Raw genomic sequence first — 16,037 nt, 5'->3', positions numbered from 1 at the left:
AGAAACAGCCTTACTAAAAAAAATATGGTGGAAAAGGGAGAGAAGGATGAGTATACATTTTTCAAATAAAAATCGTGCAACTATTATGGAGGATATGGGGGAAGGGGAATTAGATTTACTAATTATTGGTGGAGGAATAACAGGGGCAGGGATAGCCCTTGATGCCCAATTACGGGGGTTGAAGACGGGATTAATAGAGATGCAAGATTTTGCTGCGGGCACTTCAAGCAGATCGACTAAGCTTGTTCATGGCGGGCTTCGTTATCTGAAGCAATTAGAAATAAAACTTGTGGCAGAGGTTGGACGCGAACGTGCTATTGTGTATGAAAATGCCCCACATGTAACGACACCTGTTTGGATGATGCTCCCGATATATAAAAATGGAACGTTTGGTAAACTTTCAACATCAATAGGTTTAGGCATGTACGATTTCTTGGCACGTGTAAAAAAATCTGAGCGTCGTAAAATGTTATCTGTAGCAAATACAATGTTAAGAGAACCTTTATTGAAAAAAGAGGACTTAAAAGGATCTGGGGTTTATGTGGAATATCGGACTGATGATGCGCGTTTAACGTTGGAAATTATAAAAAAAGCTTTCGAAAAAGGAGTATTAGCGGCGAACTATGTAAAGGCGGTAAATTTTCTTTATAAGAATGGGAAAGCAGTCGGTGTTGAGATTCTCGATATGAAAACTGGACAAACAAGGGACATCTATGCGAAAAAAATAGTCAATGCAACTGGACCCTGGGTAGATGGATTACGGGATTTGGATAAGTCAAAGAAAGGAAAATATCTTCATTTAACAAAAGGTGTCCATCTAGTCATTGATAAAAAACGCTTCCCTTTATCAGAAGCGGTCTATTTTGATACACCATATGCGGATGGACGTATGCTTTTTGCAATTCCGCGTGGAGAGAAAACGTATGTAGGTACCACTGATACCACATACATGGAAAACCCTGTTCATCCTCGAATGACAAAAGAGGACCTTCATTATATTCTGAAGGCGACTAATCATTTATTTCCAAACCTTCACCTAACGGAACAGGATGTGGAATCAAGCTGGGCAGGCTTAAGACCGTTAATTCATGAAGAAGGGAAAGACCCATCCGATATCTCCCGCAAAGATGAGATTTTCCATTCACCAACAGGCCTTATTACGATTGCAGGAGGCAAATTAACAGGATACAGAAAAATGGCTGAAAAAGTAGTGAATCTTGTTACGAAAGAATTAGAAGCAGAAACAGGTGTACGCTACCCAGGATGCACAACGGATAAGATGAAGCTGTCTGGAGGCAGCGTTGGTGGTTCTGATAATTTCAAGCTGTATCTGAAAGAACAGGTACAAGCAGGTATGAAACTCGGTCTTGCTGAAGCGGATGCTAGAAAACTGATTGAATGCTATGGTTCCAACATCTCTTTCATCTATGACATTATGAGGAAAAATGAAAAAAACGAGGCGTCAAATTTACCAAAGGACTTATTGGCAGCACTGATTTATGGAATAGAACATGAAATGGTTACAAGTCCTACAGATTTTTTCCTTCGCAGAACCAGTTACTTATTGTTTGATATAGATAGGGTGTACCAATGGAAGGGAAAAGTGATTTCATTTATGGCTGATTACCTTCAATGGTCCAAGGAACAAAAGTATCATTATTCAGAGGAGTTAGAGAAACGGATAATAGATGCAACTGGAATAGTAATGGAAGAGGAAGAGGAGAATCTGATATTCAGCAGTTAACTTTTTTATTTTATTTATAGGTAATAGTATTTAATGGTATATTGAATTCCATTAAGAATTTCAATACTGGAGGGTGTATATGGACTTTAATGGTCAGAAGGTTCTTCCTGCAATCAAAAGGATGAAAGATTTTGAAATCGTACTTGAAAGTAATTATGAATATATTGTCATACTTGAGATCCACATCTCAAAGTTGGCTAGTGTAATGAAATATGCCGCGAATAGGAAGAAAAAAATCATTTTACATGCTGATTTAATTCAGGGCTTAAAAAGTGATAAAAATGCTGCAGAATTTTTATGTCAAAACCTAAAGCCGGCAGGTCTGATTTCCACACGGGGAGATGTACTTAAAACAGCGAAAAAAAATAATGTTATAGCGATTCAGCGTTTATTTCTCATTGATACGATTGCTATGGAAACGAGCTATAAGTTGGCTGCCAACGTCCAGCCGGATTTTATCGAAGTGTTACCAGGCGTATTACCAAAATATATTGAGAAGGTTAGAAACGATACAAATATCGAGATCATAACGGGTGGATTAATTGTTAATGAAGAAGATGTGAAGCAGGCTCTTGATGCAGGTGCCAAAGCTGTTACAACATCAAATATTACCCTCTGGAGTTACAGGGAATCGTCTTTACAAGTTAATAACTGAAATTGAAGATACTAACTTTTTTAGAAAAATAATAAAGAGGCTTTAAAGCAACTTAAAGTTAAAAAGAGGTTAACGCCAATATATCAGCGTTAACCTCTTTCCTCTTTTAAAAACTCTTTAATCGGACTCTTCCAATCGATTAAAGCATCTGGATATTGTTTTCGAACCTCATTTTGGATAAATTCAAAATCATGTTTCTTAAGACCTTGTAACTTTTCCGTATTCTTCGGCCAAATAAAAATGGAGATGACTTCAAATGCCCTGTCCGTCGTGCCTAGATATTTTTCTCCTTCAAACATGACGCCTTTGTAAGTGAGAAGGAAATTCTTACGCACGTTGCTTTTCTGATCTAACAGGAAGAAATTCTTCTGTTCATGTGCGATTTCAAGCTTCCTCTTCGGATTCAGGAGGTACTTGAAAATAGAATAGATAATAAACGCAACAAGTGCAAGTAAAGCAAGACGAATGAGAATCATAAACATAGTTGTTACTCCTTCGCAAAATTAAAAGATTTATTATAAAATACCTAATATACGGGTGGAGGTATGAAAAGGTTTCATTTTTTTATAAAATTTTTAAAAAAGGCGGTACTTTATGAATTTACAGAAGTTATATGACATGCAAAGAGAGCTAGATGAGAAAATTGAATCCCAGCACGGTTTAATAAAAGAGAATTTAGTAGAAGAAAAGATATTGGCCTTGCTTGTGGAGCTTGGTGAACTGGCAAATGAGACTCGATGCTTCAAGTTCTGGAGTGTAAAACCACCTGCTGAACGCAATGTGATCTTAGAAGAATATGTGGACGGGGTGCACTTTATTTTATCTTTGGGACTGACGTTCGGATATGGGGAAGTATCAAGAGGAATTGCCGGGCAAGCGGAGTCCCTAACCGGACAATTCAATATCGTATATCACCTTGTTTCTATATTTAGAAATGATGTTTCCGAAGAGAACTATAACGTATTAGTCGATTCCTATATGCAATTGGGTGAAATGCTAGGCTTCTCGTGGGAGGAAGTGGAGGAAGCCTACTTTGCAAAAAACAAAGTGAATCATGAGCGTCAGGAGCAAGGTTATTAATCCTTTTTACATTAGTAAGAGTTTTCTGTATAATAATTGTTGGATTGATATTTATTAAGGGGGTCGAAATACATGACAAAGCTAGATGAAACATTAGCAATGTTGAAAGATCTAACAGATGCCAAGGGTATTCCCGGCAACGAAAAAGAACCACGCGACGTAATGAAAAAATACATAACGCCATTTGCTGATGAAGTATTCACCGACGGATTGGGAAGCTTAATCGCGAAAAAAATCGGTAAAGCGGACGGTCCAAAAGTAATGGTGGCAGGACACTTGGACGAAGTGGGCTTCATGATCACCCATATCGATGACCGCGGATTCCTTCGCTTCCAAACAGTTGGCGGCTGGTGGTCCCAAGTAATGCTTGCACAACGAGTTACAATCGTGACTTCTAAAGGTGACGTAACAGGTGTGATCGGTTCCAAACCGCCACACATCCTGCCTCCGGAAGCGCGCAAAAAGCCGGTTGATATCAAGGACATGTTCATCGATATCGGTGCATCTAGCCGTGAAGAAGCACAAGAATGGGGAGTGCGCCCCGGCGACCAGGTTGTTCCTTACTTCGAATTCACTGTAATGAACAACGAAAAAATGTTGCTTGCAAAAGCGTGGGATAACCGCATCGGCTGTGCCATCGCCATTGACGTATTGAAGCAGTTGAAAGACGCAGACCACCCGAACGTCGTGTACGGAGTAGGTACAGTGCAGGAAGAAGTCGGCTTACGTGGTGCGAAAACTTCCGCTAACCTTATCCAACCTGACATTGGATTTGGTGTGGACGTGGGTATCGCAGGAGACACTCCAGGCGTGACAGAAAAAGAAGCACTAAGCAAAATGGGGAAAGGCCCACAAATCATCCTTTATGATGCATCTATGATCTCCCATAAAGGATTACGCGATTTTGTAACAGGTGTAGCCGACGAAATGGAAATTCCATATCAATTCGACTCTGTTGCAGGAGGCGGAACAGACTCCGGTGCCATCCACCTGACAGCTCAAGGTGTACCTGCACTATCCATCACCATCGCAACACGCTACATCCACTCTCACGCAGCAATGCTACACCGCGATGACTACGAAAACGCGGTGAAATTGATTGCAGAAGTGATCAAGAAGTTGGATGCTGATACGGTAAGCAGATTGACGTTTGATTGATAGTTATTTTGAAGGCCTGCCGCTGTAGATGGCGGGCCTTTCGTTTTGAGATATAGGAAGTTAGGGATTTTTGGTCTCTTAATTGGTAGAAATTAGGTCCAAATTTTTTTGGCATGAACTTGAGGTGTTTTGGCAGGAACTTAGAAGATTATCAGCTACTATTCGGAATAAACATCACTCATCAAGAATTAAAGGAATTTCTAGGTTTAGCAACGAACTCCACCACATCAAAAATTATTTACTCATTAGGCCTAACACATTGTGGTTCCAAATACAGGAGAACTTATCAACTCAAATAAAAACAGCCCCCAATAGGAGCTGCCTCAATCCAATACTATTTCAATCCATCCTCTAAAGTTGAGAGCATTTCAGCTTTGTCCTGCTCAGAAGAATTCTCCCAAATCACTTCAAACAACACGCCCAAACCTGGAAGCATTTTTTCCTCACCTTTATTGATGGCATCTAAGATTGTTTCTCTAAGCTGGTCTTGAGAATTTCCTTCCACATTCTGACGAATCGCATGACGTAAATTTAAATTCATTCATATCACCTCGTAGGAAAAATAGTATCAACACATAGCATGTCCAACAGATGGTTTAATTATGTGTGCAAAATGCGTATAATAGCTTATAGTGAGTAGCGGAAAAGGAGAAACAATCATTGAAACATATAGAATCCATTAAGAATAATAAAGTAAAGCAGTGGAAAAAGCTGCAGAAAAAGAAAGAACGGGAACAAACGGGAACATTTATCATTGAAGGGTTTCATTTGGTGGAAGAGGCATTGAAAATAGACAATCTAGTGGAAGAAATCATTATTTCCGAAGATCGCTCCATTCCAAAAGAATGGGATCTCAACCATGTGGAACTAATCTATGCCGTTCCCAATGTCCTAAAAGAAATTAGTGAGACGGAAACGCCACAAGGAGTCGCAGCAATTTGCCGCATTCCCGAAGAAAATGAACACACTATCCAACCCAATAAAAAAATTCTTTTACTCGATAATGTACAAGATCCGGGAAATGTGGGCACCATGATAAGAACAGCAGATGCTGCGGGAATGGATATGGTGATCTTGGGAGAAGGTTGCGCAGATCTATACAGCTCCAAAGTAATCCGTTCCACACAAGGTTCGATTTTTCACCTGCCGATTGCAAGGGGTGATCTAAAAAGTTACATCAAGCAGTGTAAAGAGCTTAACACACCAGTATACGGAACTTCCTTACAAAACGGTGTACCTTATCAGGAAGTCCAACCATCCGGAACTTTTGCGCTAATTCTTGGGAATGAAGGAAAAGGAATGGCTCAGGAACATCTAGACATGACAGACCAGAACCTATACATCCCGATTCATGGTCAGAGTGAATCCTTAAATGTCGGCGTTGCGGCAGGGATTTTAATGTATTATTTACGCGGATAGAGTTGCATCCGGCACATGTTTTCAATATAATATAGAAATAGTTACATACAAATCAAAGCAATGAGAGAGGCAAGTAGCTCATTTCAGACCTTATCAGGGAAAAGGTGCCGTAGACTGAAAGCATCTTAAAGGAAGAAAGAGCGAATATTTCACCTCTTGAGTGACACTTGGACCAGCGTGCTTAAAGCGATGCTGTAAAGGTGGACCGGTTAGATAGCCGTTATCTGGAACAGAGCGAACAAAGAGTTTTTTTGTCTTTGTTAACTAGGGTGGTACCGCGAATATCTCGTCCCTTTTTGAGGGGCGAGTTTTTTTGTTTATTTATAGGCTCTGCTAAACGCCGCTGTTGATTTCCGCACTGGGCTTCGCTTTCCGAGGGGCGGTTTGAGCCTCCTCACAACGCTTCAGGGGTCTCAAGTCTACCGCTATCACCCTCATGGAGTCTTCGCCCTGTGCTCCAATCAACAGCTGGAAATTTCAACAACCTACTCTTATGTACTCAAAAATGAACCAAGGAGGAATAGATGTGGAACAACGATTAAAGGAATTAGAGACGCTTGCCATTGAGCAGGTAGAACAAGCGCAAGACTTAAAGCAGTTAAATGAAGTCCGTGTGGCATACCTGGGAAAAAAAGGACCAATCACGGAAATTTTAAAAGGAATGGGTAAGCTTTCTGCAGAAGAGCGCCCGAAAATGGGAGCATTAGCTAACGTTGTTCGTGGAAATGTTGCGGAAAAGATTGAAGCGAAACAAGCTGAGCTTGAGAAAGCGGAGGTAGCGAAGAAGCTTGCCTCTGAAACAATTGATGTAACATTACCTGGCCGTCCGGCTCCAACTGGTAATCCTCATCCGTTGACAAAAGTCATCGAAGAAATCGAAGACCTGTTCTTAGGGATGGGATACACGATCACAGAAGGACCGGAAGTCGAGACGGACTACTACAACTTCGAAGCACTGAACCTACCTAAGGATCACCCTGCTCGCGACATGCAGGATTCTTTTTATATTACAGATGAGGTGCTTTTAAGAACGCAAACTTCCCCTGTTCAAGCGAGAACGATGGAAGCAAACAAAGAAAAGGGACCTATCAAAATCATCTGTCCTGGTAAGGTGTATCGCCGTGATGATGACGATGCGACCCACTCCCACCAGTTCACACAGATTGAAGGGCTTGTTATAGACGAGAACATCAGCATGAGTGACCTTAAGGGAACGCTTGAAACATTTGCGAAAAAGATGTTCGGTGAAGATCGTGAAATCCGTCTCCGCCCTAGCTTCTTCCCGTTCACAGAGCCGTCTGTTGAAATTGACGTGACATGTGCGAAATGTGGAGGAAAAGGCTGCAGCATGTGTAAAGGAACTGGCTGGATTGAAATTCTTGGAGCGGGTATGGTTCATCCACGCGTACTGGAAATGTCCGGTTATGATCCGAAAAAATATCAAGGATTTGCTTTTGGAATGGGACCTGAACGTATTGCGATGCTTCGTTACGGCATTGACGATATCCGCCATTTCTACACGAACGATCAACGTTTCGTGAAGCAATTCAATCGAGTTTAAGAGGAGGGGAAACCATGTTAGTATCTTACAATTGGTTAAAAGATTACGTTAATATAGATGATATTTCTGCTGAAGACTTGGCAGAGAAGATTACAAGAAGCGGTATTGAAGTAGAAGGCGTAGAAGTGCTGAACGAAGGTATCAAAGGTGTCGTAGTGGGTCACGTCTTAGAAAAGGAACAGCATCCAAATGCGGATAAGTTGAATAAATGCCAGGTGGACCTTGGAAACGGAGAGACTGTACAAATTGTCTGTGGCGCTAAAAATGTAGATAAAGGCCAGAAGGTGGCAGTTGCGACAGTTGGGGCAGTGCTTCCTGGTAATTTTAAAATAAAGCGTGCTAAGCTTCGGGGCGAAGAGTCCAACGGTATGATCTGTTCCCTGCAGGAACTAGGAATTGGTTCTAAGCTTGTTGCCAAAGAATTCTCTGAAGGAATCTTCGTGTTCCCGAATGAGGTGGAAGTTGGTACAGATGCATTAGAATACTTAAACCGCAACGACAAAGTGATGGAGCTTGGCTTAACGCCAAACCGTTCTGATGCACTAAGCATGCTAGGTGTGGCCTATGAAGTGGGCGCAATCCTTGGTCGTGACGTAAAATGGCCTTCCACAGAATATGAAGCAAACCATGAGGAAGCTTCTGACTATATTTCAGTTAATGTGGACGCTTCTGGCGACAACCCTTTATATGTGGCTAAAGTAGTGAAAAACGTGAAAATCGGTCCGTCACCGCTTTGGATGCAAGCTCGCCTCATGGCAGCGGGGATCCGCCCACACAACAATGTGGTCGATATCACGAACTATATTTTATTAGAATACGGTCAGCCATTGCATGCGTTCGACTATGATCGTCTTGACAGCAAAGAAATTCTTGTACGACGTGCTCGCAAGGATGAGAAAATTACGACGCTTGACGATGCTGAGCGTACGTTAACAGAAGACCATCTAGTTATCACTAATGGCTCAGAGCCTGTCGCGCTTGCCGGTGTAATGGGTGGAGCGAATTCAGAGGTCCAATCTGACACCACGACAATCCTGTTGGAGTCCGCATACTTTAACGGAGTAATTGTCAGAAAAGCTTCTAAGGACCACGGCCTTCGTAGTGAAGCAAGTGCCCGCTATGAAAAAGGTATCGATCCGAACCGCACTCATGAAGCTGCAGAAAGAGCAGTTGCACTAATGGTAAAATATGCTGGCGGTGAAGTGGTCGGTGGTTCTGTGGAAGTAAACACCCTAAAAGTTGAACCTGCTGTTGTGACTACTACTGTAGAAAAAATAAATTCTGTACTGGGAACTTCCATCACTGCCGCGGAAGTGAAAAATATTTTCACAAAGCTTCAATTCGAAGTATCAGAAGACAATGAGAGCTTCACAGTAACGGTACCAACCCGTCGTGGGGATATCACGATTGAGGAGGACTTAGTGGAGGAAGTTGCTCGTCTTTACGGATACGACAACATCCCGACGACATTGCCTGTAAGTGCAGCAACTCCCGGTGTGTTGACACCATATCAAGCAAAGCGTCGTAAAGTCCGCCGTTACTTGGAGGGTGCTGGTCTGATCCAAAACATTACGTACTCTTTGACAAGCGATGAGCGCGCAAAGCAATTTGCCCTTGAAGATGGAAAAGCGATTCGCCTTGCGATGCCGATGAGTGAAGAAAGAAGCACGCTGCGTCTAAGCATAGTGCCGCATCTTCTGGAAGCTCTTCAGCACAATATCGCACGTTCCTTACCATCGAACGCGGTATATGAAATCGGCTCTGTATTCATCGGAAAAGATGGTGCTGTTTTGCCTGAGGAAAAAGAACGTCTTGCTGGTGCCCTAACAGGACTTTGGCAGCAACACCCATGGCAAGGAGAGAAAAAAGCGGTCGATTTCTTTGTAGCAAAAGGAATCCTAGAAGGCATGTTCTCCATGCTTGGTGTGAGTGAAACGATTACTTACACCCGCTCTGAAAAAGACGGCTTACACCCGGGACGTACAGCGGAAATCTTACTGAACGGAAAAAGCATTGGTTTCATAGGACAGCTTCACCCTGAAAAGTTGAATGAACTAGACTTACCTGAAACATATGTGTTCGAGCTATCCTTAACAGCACTTCTTGGAGAGAGTATCGGAGAAATCCAATACGAAGCAATCCCTCGTTTCCCATCCATCAGCCGCGATATCGCGTTAGTAGTGGATCGTGAAACTCCAGCTGGTGAACTAGAAGCAGTCATCAAGACGACAGGTGATTCCCTTCTAAAAGAAGTACAGGTATTTGACGTCTACGAAGGTGACAAAATCGACGCATCCAAAAAATCAGTCGCTTTTGCCTTACGTTACTACCACCCAGAACACACACTAACGGACGAAGAAGTAACAAAAGTCCACACAAAAGTGCTTCAAGCAGTCGAAGAAAAATACAATGCGGTATTGAGAAGCTAATTTTCAAGAAAAAGGGGTTCCACATGGGATCCCTTTTTTGTGCTTAAAATAGAAAATGCAATTACCAAGTTGATCGCAGTGGAAGGCGCGCAGACTCCTACGGGAGGAAGGGACAGGGGAGACCCCGCAACGGAGTGAGGAGGCTCCCGGACCGCCCGTGGAAAGCGAAGCGCCTGAAACGGAGAGCAACCGCTAACGCAAAAACAAACCTTAACTCAATCTCCATGTTATTTAAAAACTAGGTATTTGGAAGGAAATATAAGAACAAGTGTTCTGTTTTTCCGATAGAATGGTATAATAGAGTGGACAGTATAATAGGAACGGGTGGTGCGGTGAATCCCTGTGGAGAACGGGGGTGACCGTATGAGCGAGATGCAGCTTTTCCTCACATCAGGACTTTTCCTCTTTGCATTAGTGAATCTAGTAATCGTGTTGATAAAAGAAATGACAAAAAAATAACCCACCCGTGACTTCTAATTCGCTGTTAGGCAGTCGGGTGAGTTACTTATTACGTTCGACTCCACAGTAGCCGTGCTTCTGCGGAACTTATACTGTTAAGTCAAAGTGCGTCCAACACTTTGGCTTCTTCAATCATGTGTATACACAAATTATAGCACAAGACCTGCTACTGTAAACGAACTTTCGATTGGTAAAGTTATCTGACCAGTTTTTTTGCCTTCAAGGTGTTTGCAAAATGGACTTTCGCTACTTTGTTCAAAAAACCTTCTCCGTGCTTTTCGATGACCCTTGCTGCTGCAGAATCCACTTTTGACCCCGCTCCTTTAGGAATCGTTATTCCCGCAAGCTTGCTCAGTTTATCCATCTCTTTCAAGAAAGAATACCTCGCGATAATGGACGCTGCTGCCACTGAAAGGTGCAGGCCTTCCGCTTTTGTATGAAAATATACATTTTCACGAACAATTTTCTTCTGTTGAGCCACATGACGATAGTAGATGCCTGATTCCGCAAACTGGTCAATTAATATGGCATCAGGTTTCTCAGGAGAAATCTTATCCAACACATGTTGCAATGCTTTATTATGCAACAACGCCTTTATTTTCCCTTGACTCATACCGCTCTGTTGCAGTTCATTGTATTTTTCATTATGTAATACTAATAAGCTGTAAGGTACATGTGGCAAAATTGCTTTTGCAATACGCACGATTTTTTCATCATTTAATGCTTTTGAATCCTGGACACCAAGTTCTTGCAACTTAACCATGTGCTCTTTTTTTACATAAGCGGCACAAACGGTAATCGGACCAAAATAATCCCCAGTCCCTACTTCATCAGATCCGATGACAGAGAGGGAGGCAAAGCCTGCAGGCAAGGAAGATTTCACTTTGTTTCCTGATGATGAAACAGTGGTGGCCTTTTTACCAGATTTGGAAGGTGCATCAGTAGCCCCAAACCCCTTCCATATATTCGCTTCCTCTTCCGCTCCTTTTCCTTGGAACAATACTTTTCCTGACTTGTATGCCGTAATGTTACACGTAGGCGATTTAGCAACAAAAACTGCTCCTGTTGGCAGTTTGTCTATCTTATGTTCCTTATAGAAACTTTCAATTTTGTTTAAAATAGTCCCAGACACTTGAATAACTTGATATGACAATTAATTCACTCCTACTACAAATTTTTACATTTTTCCATGTTTCTTTTCCACTTTAGAAAGTTTCGTGGTATTATAAAGATTAGGATTTTAATGAATGGGGGCATACACGTTGTCAGAGCATAAAACTCGCACAACTGTCGACATATATGGACAACAATATTCGATTGTTGGTACGGAAAGTATAAGTCACATACGACTTGTTGCTTCCATTGTCGATGAAAAAATGAGAGAAATCAATGGTAAAAATTCAAACTTGGACATCAGTAAACTGGCAGTGTTGACTGCGGTTAACGTTGTACATGATTATATCAAATTAAAAGATGAATACGATATGCTTGAGAGAGAATTAAAGAAAAAGGGTTGAGTACGATGCTAGATTTGATTATTATCTTTCTATTTATTATGGGATTGATTGTGGGGATCCGTCGAGGATTCATCATGCAAATTGTCCATCTATCTGGATTCATTGCCGCTTTTGTGGTTGCATATTTGTTCTATGCGGACTTGGCGCCAAAATTGAAGCTTTGGGTACCGATGCCGAGTTTTGGTAATTCGGAATTCTCTATGTTTTTTGAGACCATCAGCCTCGATACCGCTTATTATAGAGCAATTGCCTTTGCCATTCTATTCTTCGGGACAAGAATTGCTGCACAGATCATCGGTTCCATGCTGGATTTTCTATCCCATCTGCCGATTTTGAAGCAGCTGAACAGTTGGGCCGGGGCGGTCCTTGGGTTTGTAGAAGTTTATCTGGTTGTCTTCATTTTCTTGTACATAGGAGCGCTTGTTCCTTTGGAAATGGTGCAGACGTCCATCAGCGATTCATCCATGGCGAAGGGAATTGTGGAAAACACCCCGATTTTCTCTGCTAAGTTGCAGGAATTATGGGCCGGTTATACGGCCAGCAGATAAATAAGCATTGTAAAAGCAGAGGTTAAATATGAACTTCTGCTTTTAGTCTGTTGACAAACCTTAATTATCTATATATTTGCATATGACTGTTGCTCTCCGTTACAGGCGCTTCGCTTTCCGCGGGCGGTCCGGGAGCCTCCTCAGGCTGCGCCCTGCGGGGTCTCCCCTGTCCCTTCCTCCCGCAGGAGTCTGCGCGCCTTCCACTACGATCAACATGGGAATTGCACATCTTGAAAATAAATTTACTTTTTCTACAAGCTGAAGCAGCGGTTCACATATGAACTGCTGCTTTTTATGTTGTTTAGGTAATATCTAAACTAGTTTATGCCCACAGTTAGCACAAAAGTTGCCGCCAGCTGTTTTGGTGCCACAGTTAGGACAGAAATTTGGTTTGGCTTCAGATACTGCAGGCTGCCCTTCAGAAGCTGGTGGAGTCACCGGTTGTGCAGGAGGCTGAGGCTGATTTTGCCCAGTATTGTTTTGGTTTTGTTGATTCATCTGATTCATCATTTGATTTGCCATGTTCATGCCCATCATCATGCCTGCCATATCAGAGGCAGCTCCACTACCACCCATCTTTCCGGATGACATGCCATCGACCATGGATAGTCGCTGGTATTTATCCACATCACCGACCATACCGTGTGAGGCTGTTTTGGAGATCATATCCTGGATCTCTTTTGGATAATTGAAGCTCATCACTTGAAAACCTGTAATGGTAAGACCGTTATCAATGATTTGCATATCCAAGTCTTCTTTGATGCCTTTGGATATTTCAAAAGAATTGGACTGAAGATTGAACATATCCTTGCCTTCCCGAGTAATCCACTTCATCAATAACTGATCGAGAACAGAAGTGATCCGGATTCTGACATCCTCTACAAGATAGCGCTCCCTGACCCCGGCTATTTTATCGATCAACGCGATATAATCATCAACCTTGAATTGGAATGTTCCATTTGCTCGGATAGGCATTCCCCCAGGTAGACCCGGTGCCGGAATGTTGATGGCATTTTTGGTGCCCCATTTTACGGTGAATTCTTTCGTGTTGACGAAAAGGACCTCCACGCGCATACCACTGTTGAAGCCAAAACGAAATCCCTTCAATGTGGATAAAAATGGGATGATCTGCGACTCCACATCATAGGTGCCTTCATCACGGAATACTCCTTCTATTTTCCCGTTGTTGAAGAAGATGGCATCTTGGCCGGGGCGAATAATCAGCTTGCTTCCTTTTTTGATTTCTTTGTTGTTCCATTTATAGAAGATCATATCTTCTCTGAATTCTTGCCATTCAATGACATTGGCAAATTGGTTTCTGAAAAATGACATGTTAATTCTTCTCCTTACTTTATAAAATTTCTCTCGTCTGCCGCTGTTGGTTTCCGCACTGGGTTTCGCTTATCCAGAGGGGCGGTGCTTGAGCCTCCTCACAACGCTTCAGGGCTCTCAAACTACCGCTACTTCCCGCCGGAGACTTCGCCCTGTGAAACAATCAACAGTTAGTGAATCTGTCATCACACAATTCAGCCAACCAGCATATTAAAATTTCCCTCTGCTGCCGCTGTGGGAATGACCGCCACCTGTGATGCCGCCACCGCCTGTGAACCCGCCGCTATTGTTGTTGTTATTGGTCGGCTTCTTGACTCTTGTCACTGTCTTTCTGAGGTATCTATCATGTCGATGCAGTACTTTGGAGCTGTTGCTATTCATATAGGTTCCGGAATTTACAGTGACTCTTCCACCAGAGTTATAAGCAAGGATCCCTACAACGGCTCCGCCAACGATGAATGAAACCAAAAGCTGGAACCATAGCTGGAAAAAGAGATTATCTGAGGGGTTTCCTCCTGCATAATACTCTTCCTCATAATTTTGGTACCCGTCATTATTATCAGGATAAGAACCTGGGTTATCATCACTCGTTTCTGGTTCCATGCCCATATAGGAATGGGAACTTGAAATAAACTCTGAAAATGCCTCATAGTAGTTTCCTTGAGAGAGGGCAGGTGTTATACTCTCCAGGATCAGATCCAACCGTTGATCATTCAAATAAAGTTCCGCTTTTTTGAATCCTGCCAAATATATATCCCGTTCTTCCAAGTCGATGGCCAGAATGGCTGTGTTTCCATAAGGCTGGTCATACCCAGGGGCATTTTCATCATAAAAGTCTCCTACATATTCTTCGATATCCATACCATCCGTTCCATTCGCTGTGATAACGAGAAAAGCAGTATCGGATTCAGCACCAAGCTCATTGGCTAACGAATCAAGTTGTGTGACTTCCTGGTCCGTCAATATCCCGGCATAATCGTATACAAATTGTTTCTGGTTAACCGATTCAGCCTGTGCGGTGAATCCCAATGTTACCACTAAAAAAACTGCGATGATAAATGAATAAATGCTTTTGTACCTTCTCACCAGAACCCGCCTCCCATCATGTAGGCGATTGATTTCATCGCAAGGAGGGTACCGCCGGCAACACCACTGAACCACATCGCCACTTTGCCCATACTGATCGGAGGTTTACCAACCACTTTTCCTGTCTGGCCATTCATGGCAAAAGTATGCTCTGATTGAGCATAATCATAGCTGATCATCCATACAGGCAATAACACGTAATGGTTATTTACACTTTTCGTATCTATCTTTTTTTCCTTGAAGTTAATCGATTGATAGCCGGATAGAGTGGAATGTATGTAGGAATCGATATATCCGCTTATTTTATGCTTTGCCCTTGGTAGGAGTTCTTTGTCGTCATAGTTATACTTCTCCGCCACATACCCTACTAGATAAGGAGTTTTGAATTCCTTTAGCTGATCATAAGGGAATGGCTCCAATTTATCCATCAGTTCATCATTCATTTTTTCTGAAGCATCTACCGGGATTTTGACATAGTCTAGATTGATGTCTCGGAAGGCATCATAATACTTTGTCTCGGTATAAATGTAATCTCCTTGGCTATAGGTTCTTACCTTGGTCCCGACCGCTTGTACTTGGACCTTGCTATTCAAATCATACAACCAAAAAGGTACATAGATTCCCGTGATGCTCTTGATTCGATCTGCACTCATAAAACCCTTTGGTGTCAGGAGGCCCTTGCCACACCATTTCTGAAATGCGCTGATTGCCGCCTCTTTGCTGATTGTAAAGGGGATGACTTTAGCAGGAGCAAGGTTGCCTGACAATCGATCCGCAATGACCACCCCGGCTCCGCAAAAGCTGCAACTAGTTGCGGTGGTTTCTATTTCCGTCATCAGGACCGCTCCACAGTTCTCACATTGATATTCCTTTACTTCATCCTCTGTAAAAGTTGCTGTAATCAACTGTTCCGGATGTTCTTCAATATTTTCCCGGAGGCCACAACTTTGACAGGACAGTTTGCCTGAGTCGGCATCAAAACTCATATCGCTTCCGCAGCCTGGGCATTTGTAATGAAGGATCATTTGAAATCACCTCTCTCCTTTTTG

At 42.5% G+C, this 16,037-nt stretch carries 15 protein-coding genes; 9 read left to right on the top strand and 6 right to left on the bottom strand.

The genetic code is table 11. From position 1 onward, the window contains the following. Window positions 1-46 precede the first annotated feature (46 nt). Window positions 47-1,744 (top strand): FAD-dependent oxidoreductase, encoded by a 1,698-nt coding sequence (locus MKY77_RS17895; RefSeq protein ID WP_339147127.1) that lies wholly within the window; start codon window positions 47-49, stop codon window positions 1,742-1,744. Window positions 1,745-1,823: 79 nt separating this feature from the next. Beyond that, a complete protein-coding gene (locus MKY77_RS17890; RefSeq protein ID WP_339147125.1) occupies window positions 1,824-2,399 on the top strand; it encodes a glycerol-3-phosphate responsive antiterminator in 576 nt (191 codons plus the stop codon). A gap of 89 nt (window positions 2,400-2,488) precedes the next feature. On the opposite strand, the gene MKY77_RS17885 is transcribed toward MKY77_RS17890, so the two are convergent. Next, complete coding sequence (locus MKY77_RS17885; protein WP_339147124.1) at window positions 2,489-2,881, bottom strand: sigma-w pathway protein ysdB; 393 nt, start codon at window positions 2,879-2,881, stop codon at window positions 2,489-2,491. 112 nt (window positions 2,882-2,993) lie between these two features. On the opposite strand from MKY77_RS17885, the gene MKY77_RS17880 reads away from it, so the two are divergent. Both MKY77_RS17880 and MKY77_RS17875 read left to right on the top strand, forming a co-directional pair. Continuing rightward, window positions 2,994-3,479, top strand: coding sequence for a dUTP diphosphatase (locus MKY77_RS17880; RefSeq protein ID WP_339147122.1), 486 nt, complete (start codon window positions 2,994-2,996; stop codon window positions 3,477-3,479). 72 nt (window positions 3,480-3,551) lie between these two features. Continuing rightward, window positions 3,552-4,637: a M42 family metallopeptidase gene (locus MKY77_RS17875; protein WP_339147121.1), complete on the top strand. Its 1,086-nt coding sequence runs from the start codon at window positions 3,552-3,554 to the stop codon at window positions 4,635-4,637. A 334-nt stretch (window positions 4,638-4,971) separates the two neighbouring features. Here MKY77_RS17875 and sspI read toward each other — a convergent pair whose 3' ends face one another. Next, window positions 4,972-5,178 (bottom strand): small acid-soluble spore protein SspI, encoded by a 207-nt coding sequence (sspI, locus tag MKY77_RS17870; RefSeq protein WP_010195705.1) that lies wholly within the window; start codon window positions 5,176-5,178, stop codon window positions 4,972-4,974. A gap of 119 nt (window positions 5,179-5,297) precedes the next feature. Here sspI and MKY77_RS17865 point away from each other — a divergent pair, with 119 nt between their 5' ends. The 3 genes from MKY77_RS17865 (at window position 5,298) to pheT (ending at window position 10,046) form a co-directional block, all read left to right on the top strand. Continuing rightward, window positions 5,298-6,056: an RNA methyltransferase gene (locus MKY77_RS17865; protein ID WP_339147120.1), complete on the top strand. Its 759-nt coding sequence runs from the start codon at window positions 5,298-5,300 to the stop codon at window positions 6,054-6,056. A gap of 526 nt (window positions 6,057-6,582) precedes the next feature. Next, window positions 6,583-7,617 (top strand): phenylalanine--tRNA ligase subunit alpha, encoded by a 1,035-nt coding sequence (gene pheS / locus MKY77_RS17860; RefSeq protein WP_223490528.1) that lies wholly within the window; start codon window positions 6,583-6,585, stop codon window positions 7,615-7,617. 14 nt (window positions 7,618-7,631) lie between these two features. Continuing rightward, the gene (gene pheT, locus MKY77_RS17855; RefSeq protein ID WP_339147119.1) at window positions 7,632-10,046 is read left to right on the top strand and encodes a phenylalanine--tRNA ligase subunit beta; all 2,415 of its coding nucleotides are present in this window, start codon (window positions 7,632-7,634) and stop codon (window positions 10,044-10,046) included. Between the two features lie 655 nt (window positions 10,047-10,701). Here the strand turns inward: pheT and rnhC are convergent. Continuing rightward, complete coding sequence (gene rnhC / locus MKY77_RS17850) at window positions 10,702-11,658, bottom strand: ribonuclease HIII (RefSeq protein ID WP_339147118.1); 957 nt, start codon at window positions 11,656-11,658, stop codon at window positions 10,702-10,704. Window positions 11,659-11,752: 94 nt separating this feature from the next. On the opposite strand from rnhC, the gene zapA reads away from it, so the two are divergent. Continuing rightward, entirely contained in the window at window positions 11,753-12,022 is a 270-nt protein-coding gene (gene zapA, locus MKY77_RS17845; protein ID WP_063560010.1) for a cell division protein ZapA, read from the top strand. Window positions 12,023-12,027: 5 nt separating this feature from the next. Beyond that, complete coding sequence (locus MKY77_RS17840; RefSeq protein WP_339147117.1) at window positions 12,028-12,570, top strand: CvpA family protein; 543 nt, start codon at window positions 12,028-12,030, stop codon at window positions 12,568-12,570. 312 nt (window positions 12,571-12,882) lie between these two features. On the opposite strand, the gene MKY77_RS17835 is transcribed toward MKY77_RS17840, so the two are convergent. The 3 genes from MKY77_RS17835 to MKY77_RS17825 form a co-directional block, all read right to left on the bottom strand. Beyond that, entirely contained in the window at window positions 12,883-13,902 is a 1,020-nt protein-coding gene (locus MKY77_RS17835; protein ID WP_339147116.1) for an SPFH domain-containing protein, read from the bottom strand. A 210-nt stretch (window positions 13,903-14,112) separates the two neighbouring features. After that, window positions 14,113-14,988: a TPM domain-containing protein gene (locus tag MKY77_RS17830; protein ID WP_339147115.1), complete on the bottom strand. Its 876-nt coding sequence runs from the start codon at window positions 14,986-14,988 to the stop codon at window positions 14,113-14,115. Further along, window positions 14,985-16,013, bottom strand: a complete 1,029-nt coding sequence (locus tag MKY77_RS17825) for a TFIIB-type zinc ribbon-containing protein (protein ID WP_339147114.1) — start codon at window positions 16,011-16,013, stop codon at window positions 14,985-14,987. Before MKY77_RS17825 ends, MKY77_RS17830 begins: the two co-directional genes overlap by 4 nt. Between the last annotated feature and the right edge of the window lie 24 nt (window positions 16,014-16,037).

This window comes from Sutcliffiella sp. FSL R7-0096, assembly GCF_038595065.1.
In the GTDB taxonomy this organism is placed as follows: Bacteria; Bacillota; Bacilli; order Bacillales; family Bacillaceae_I; genus Sutcliffiella_A.
Note: the sequence above shows the minus strand (reverse complement) of the source record. Positions and strands in the feature narration are given on the sequence as shown.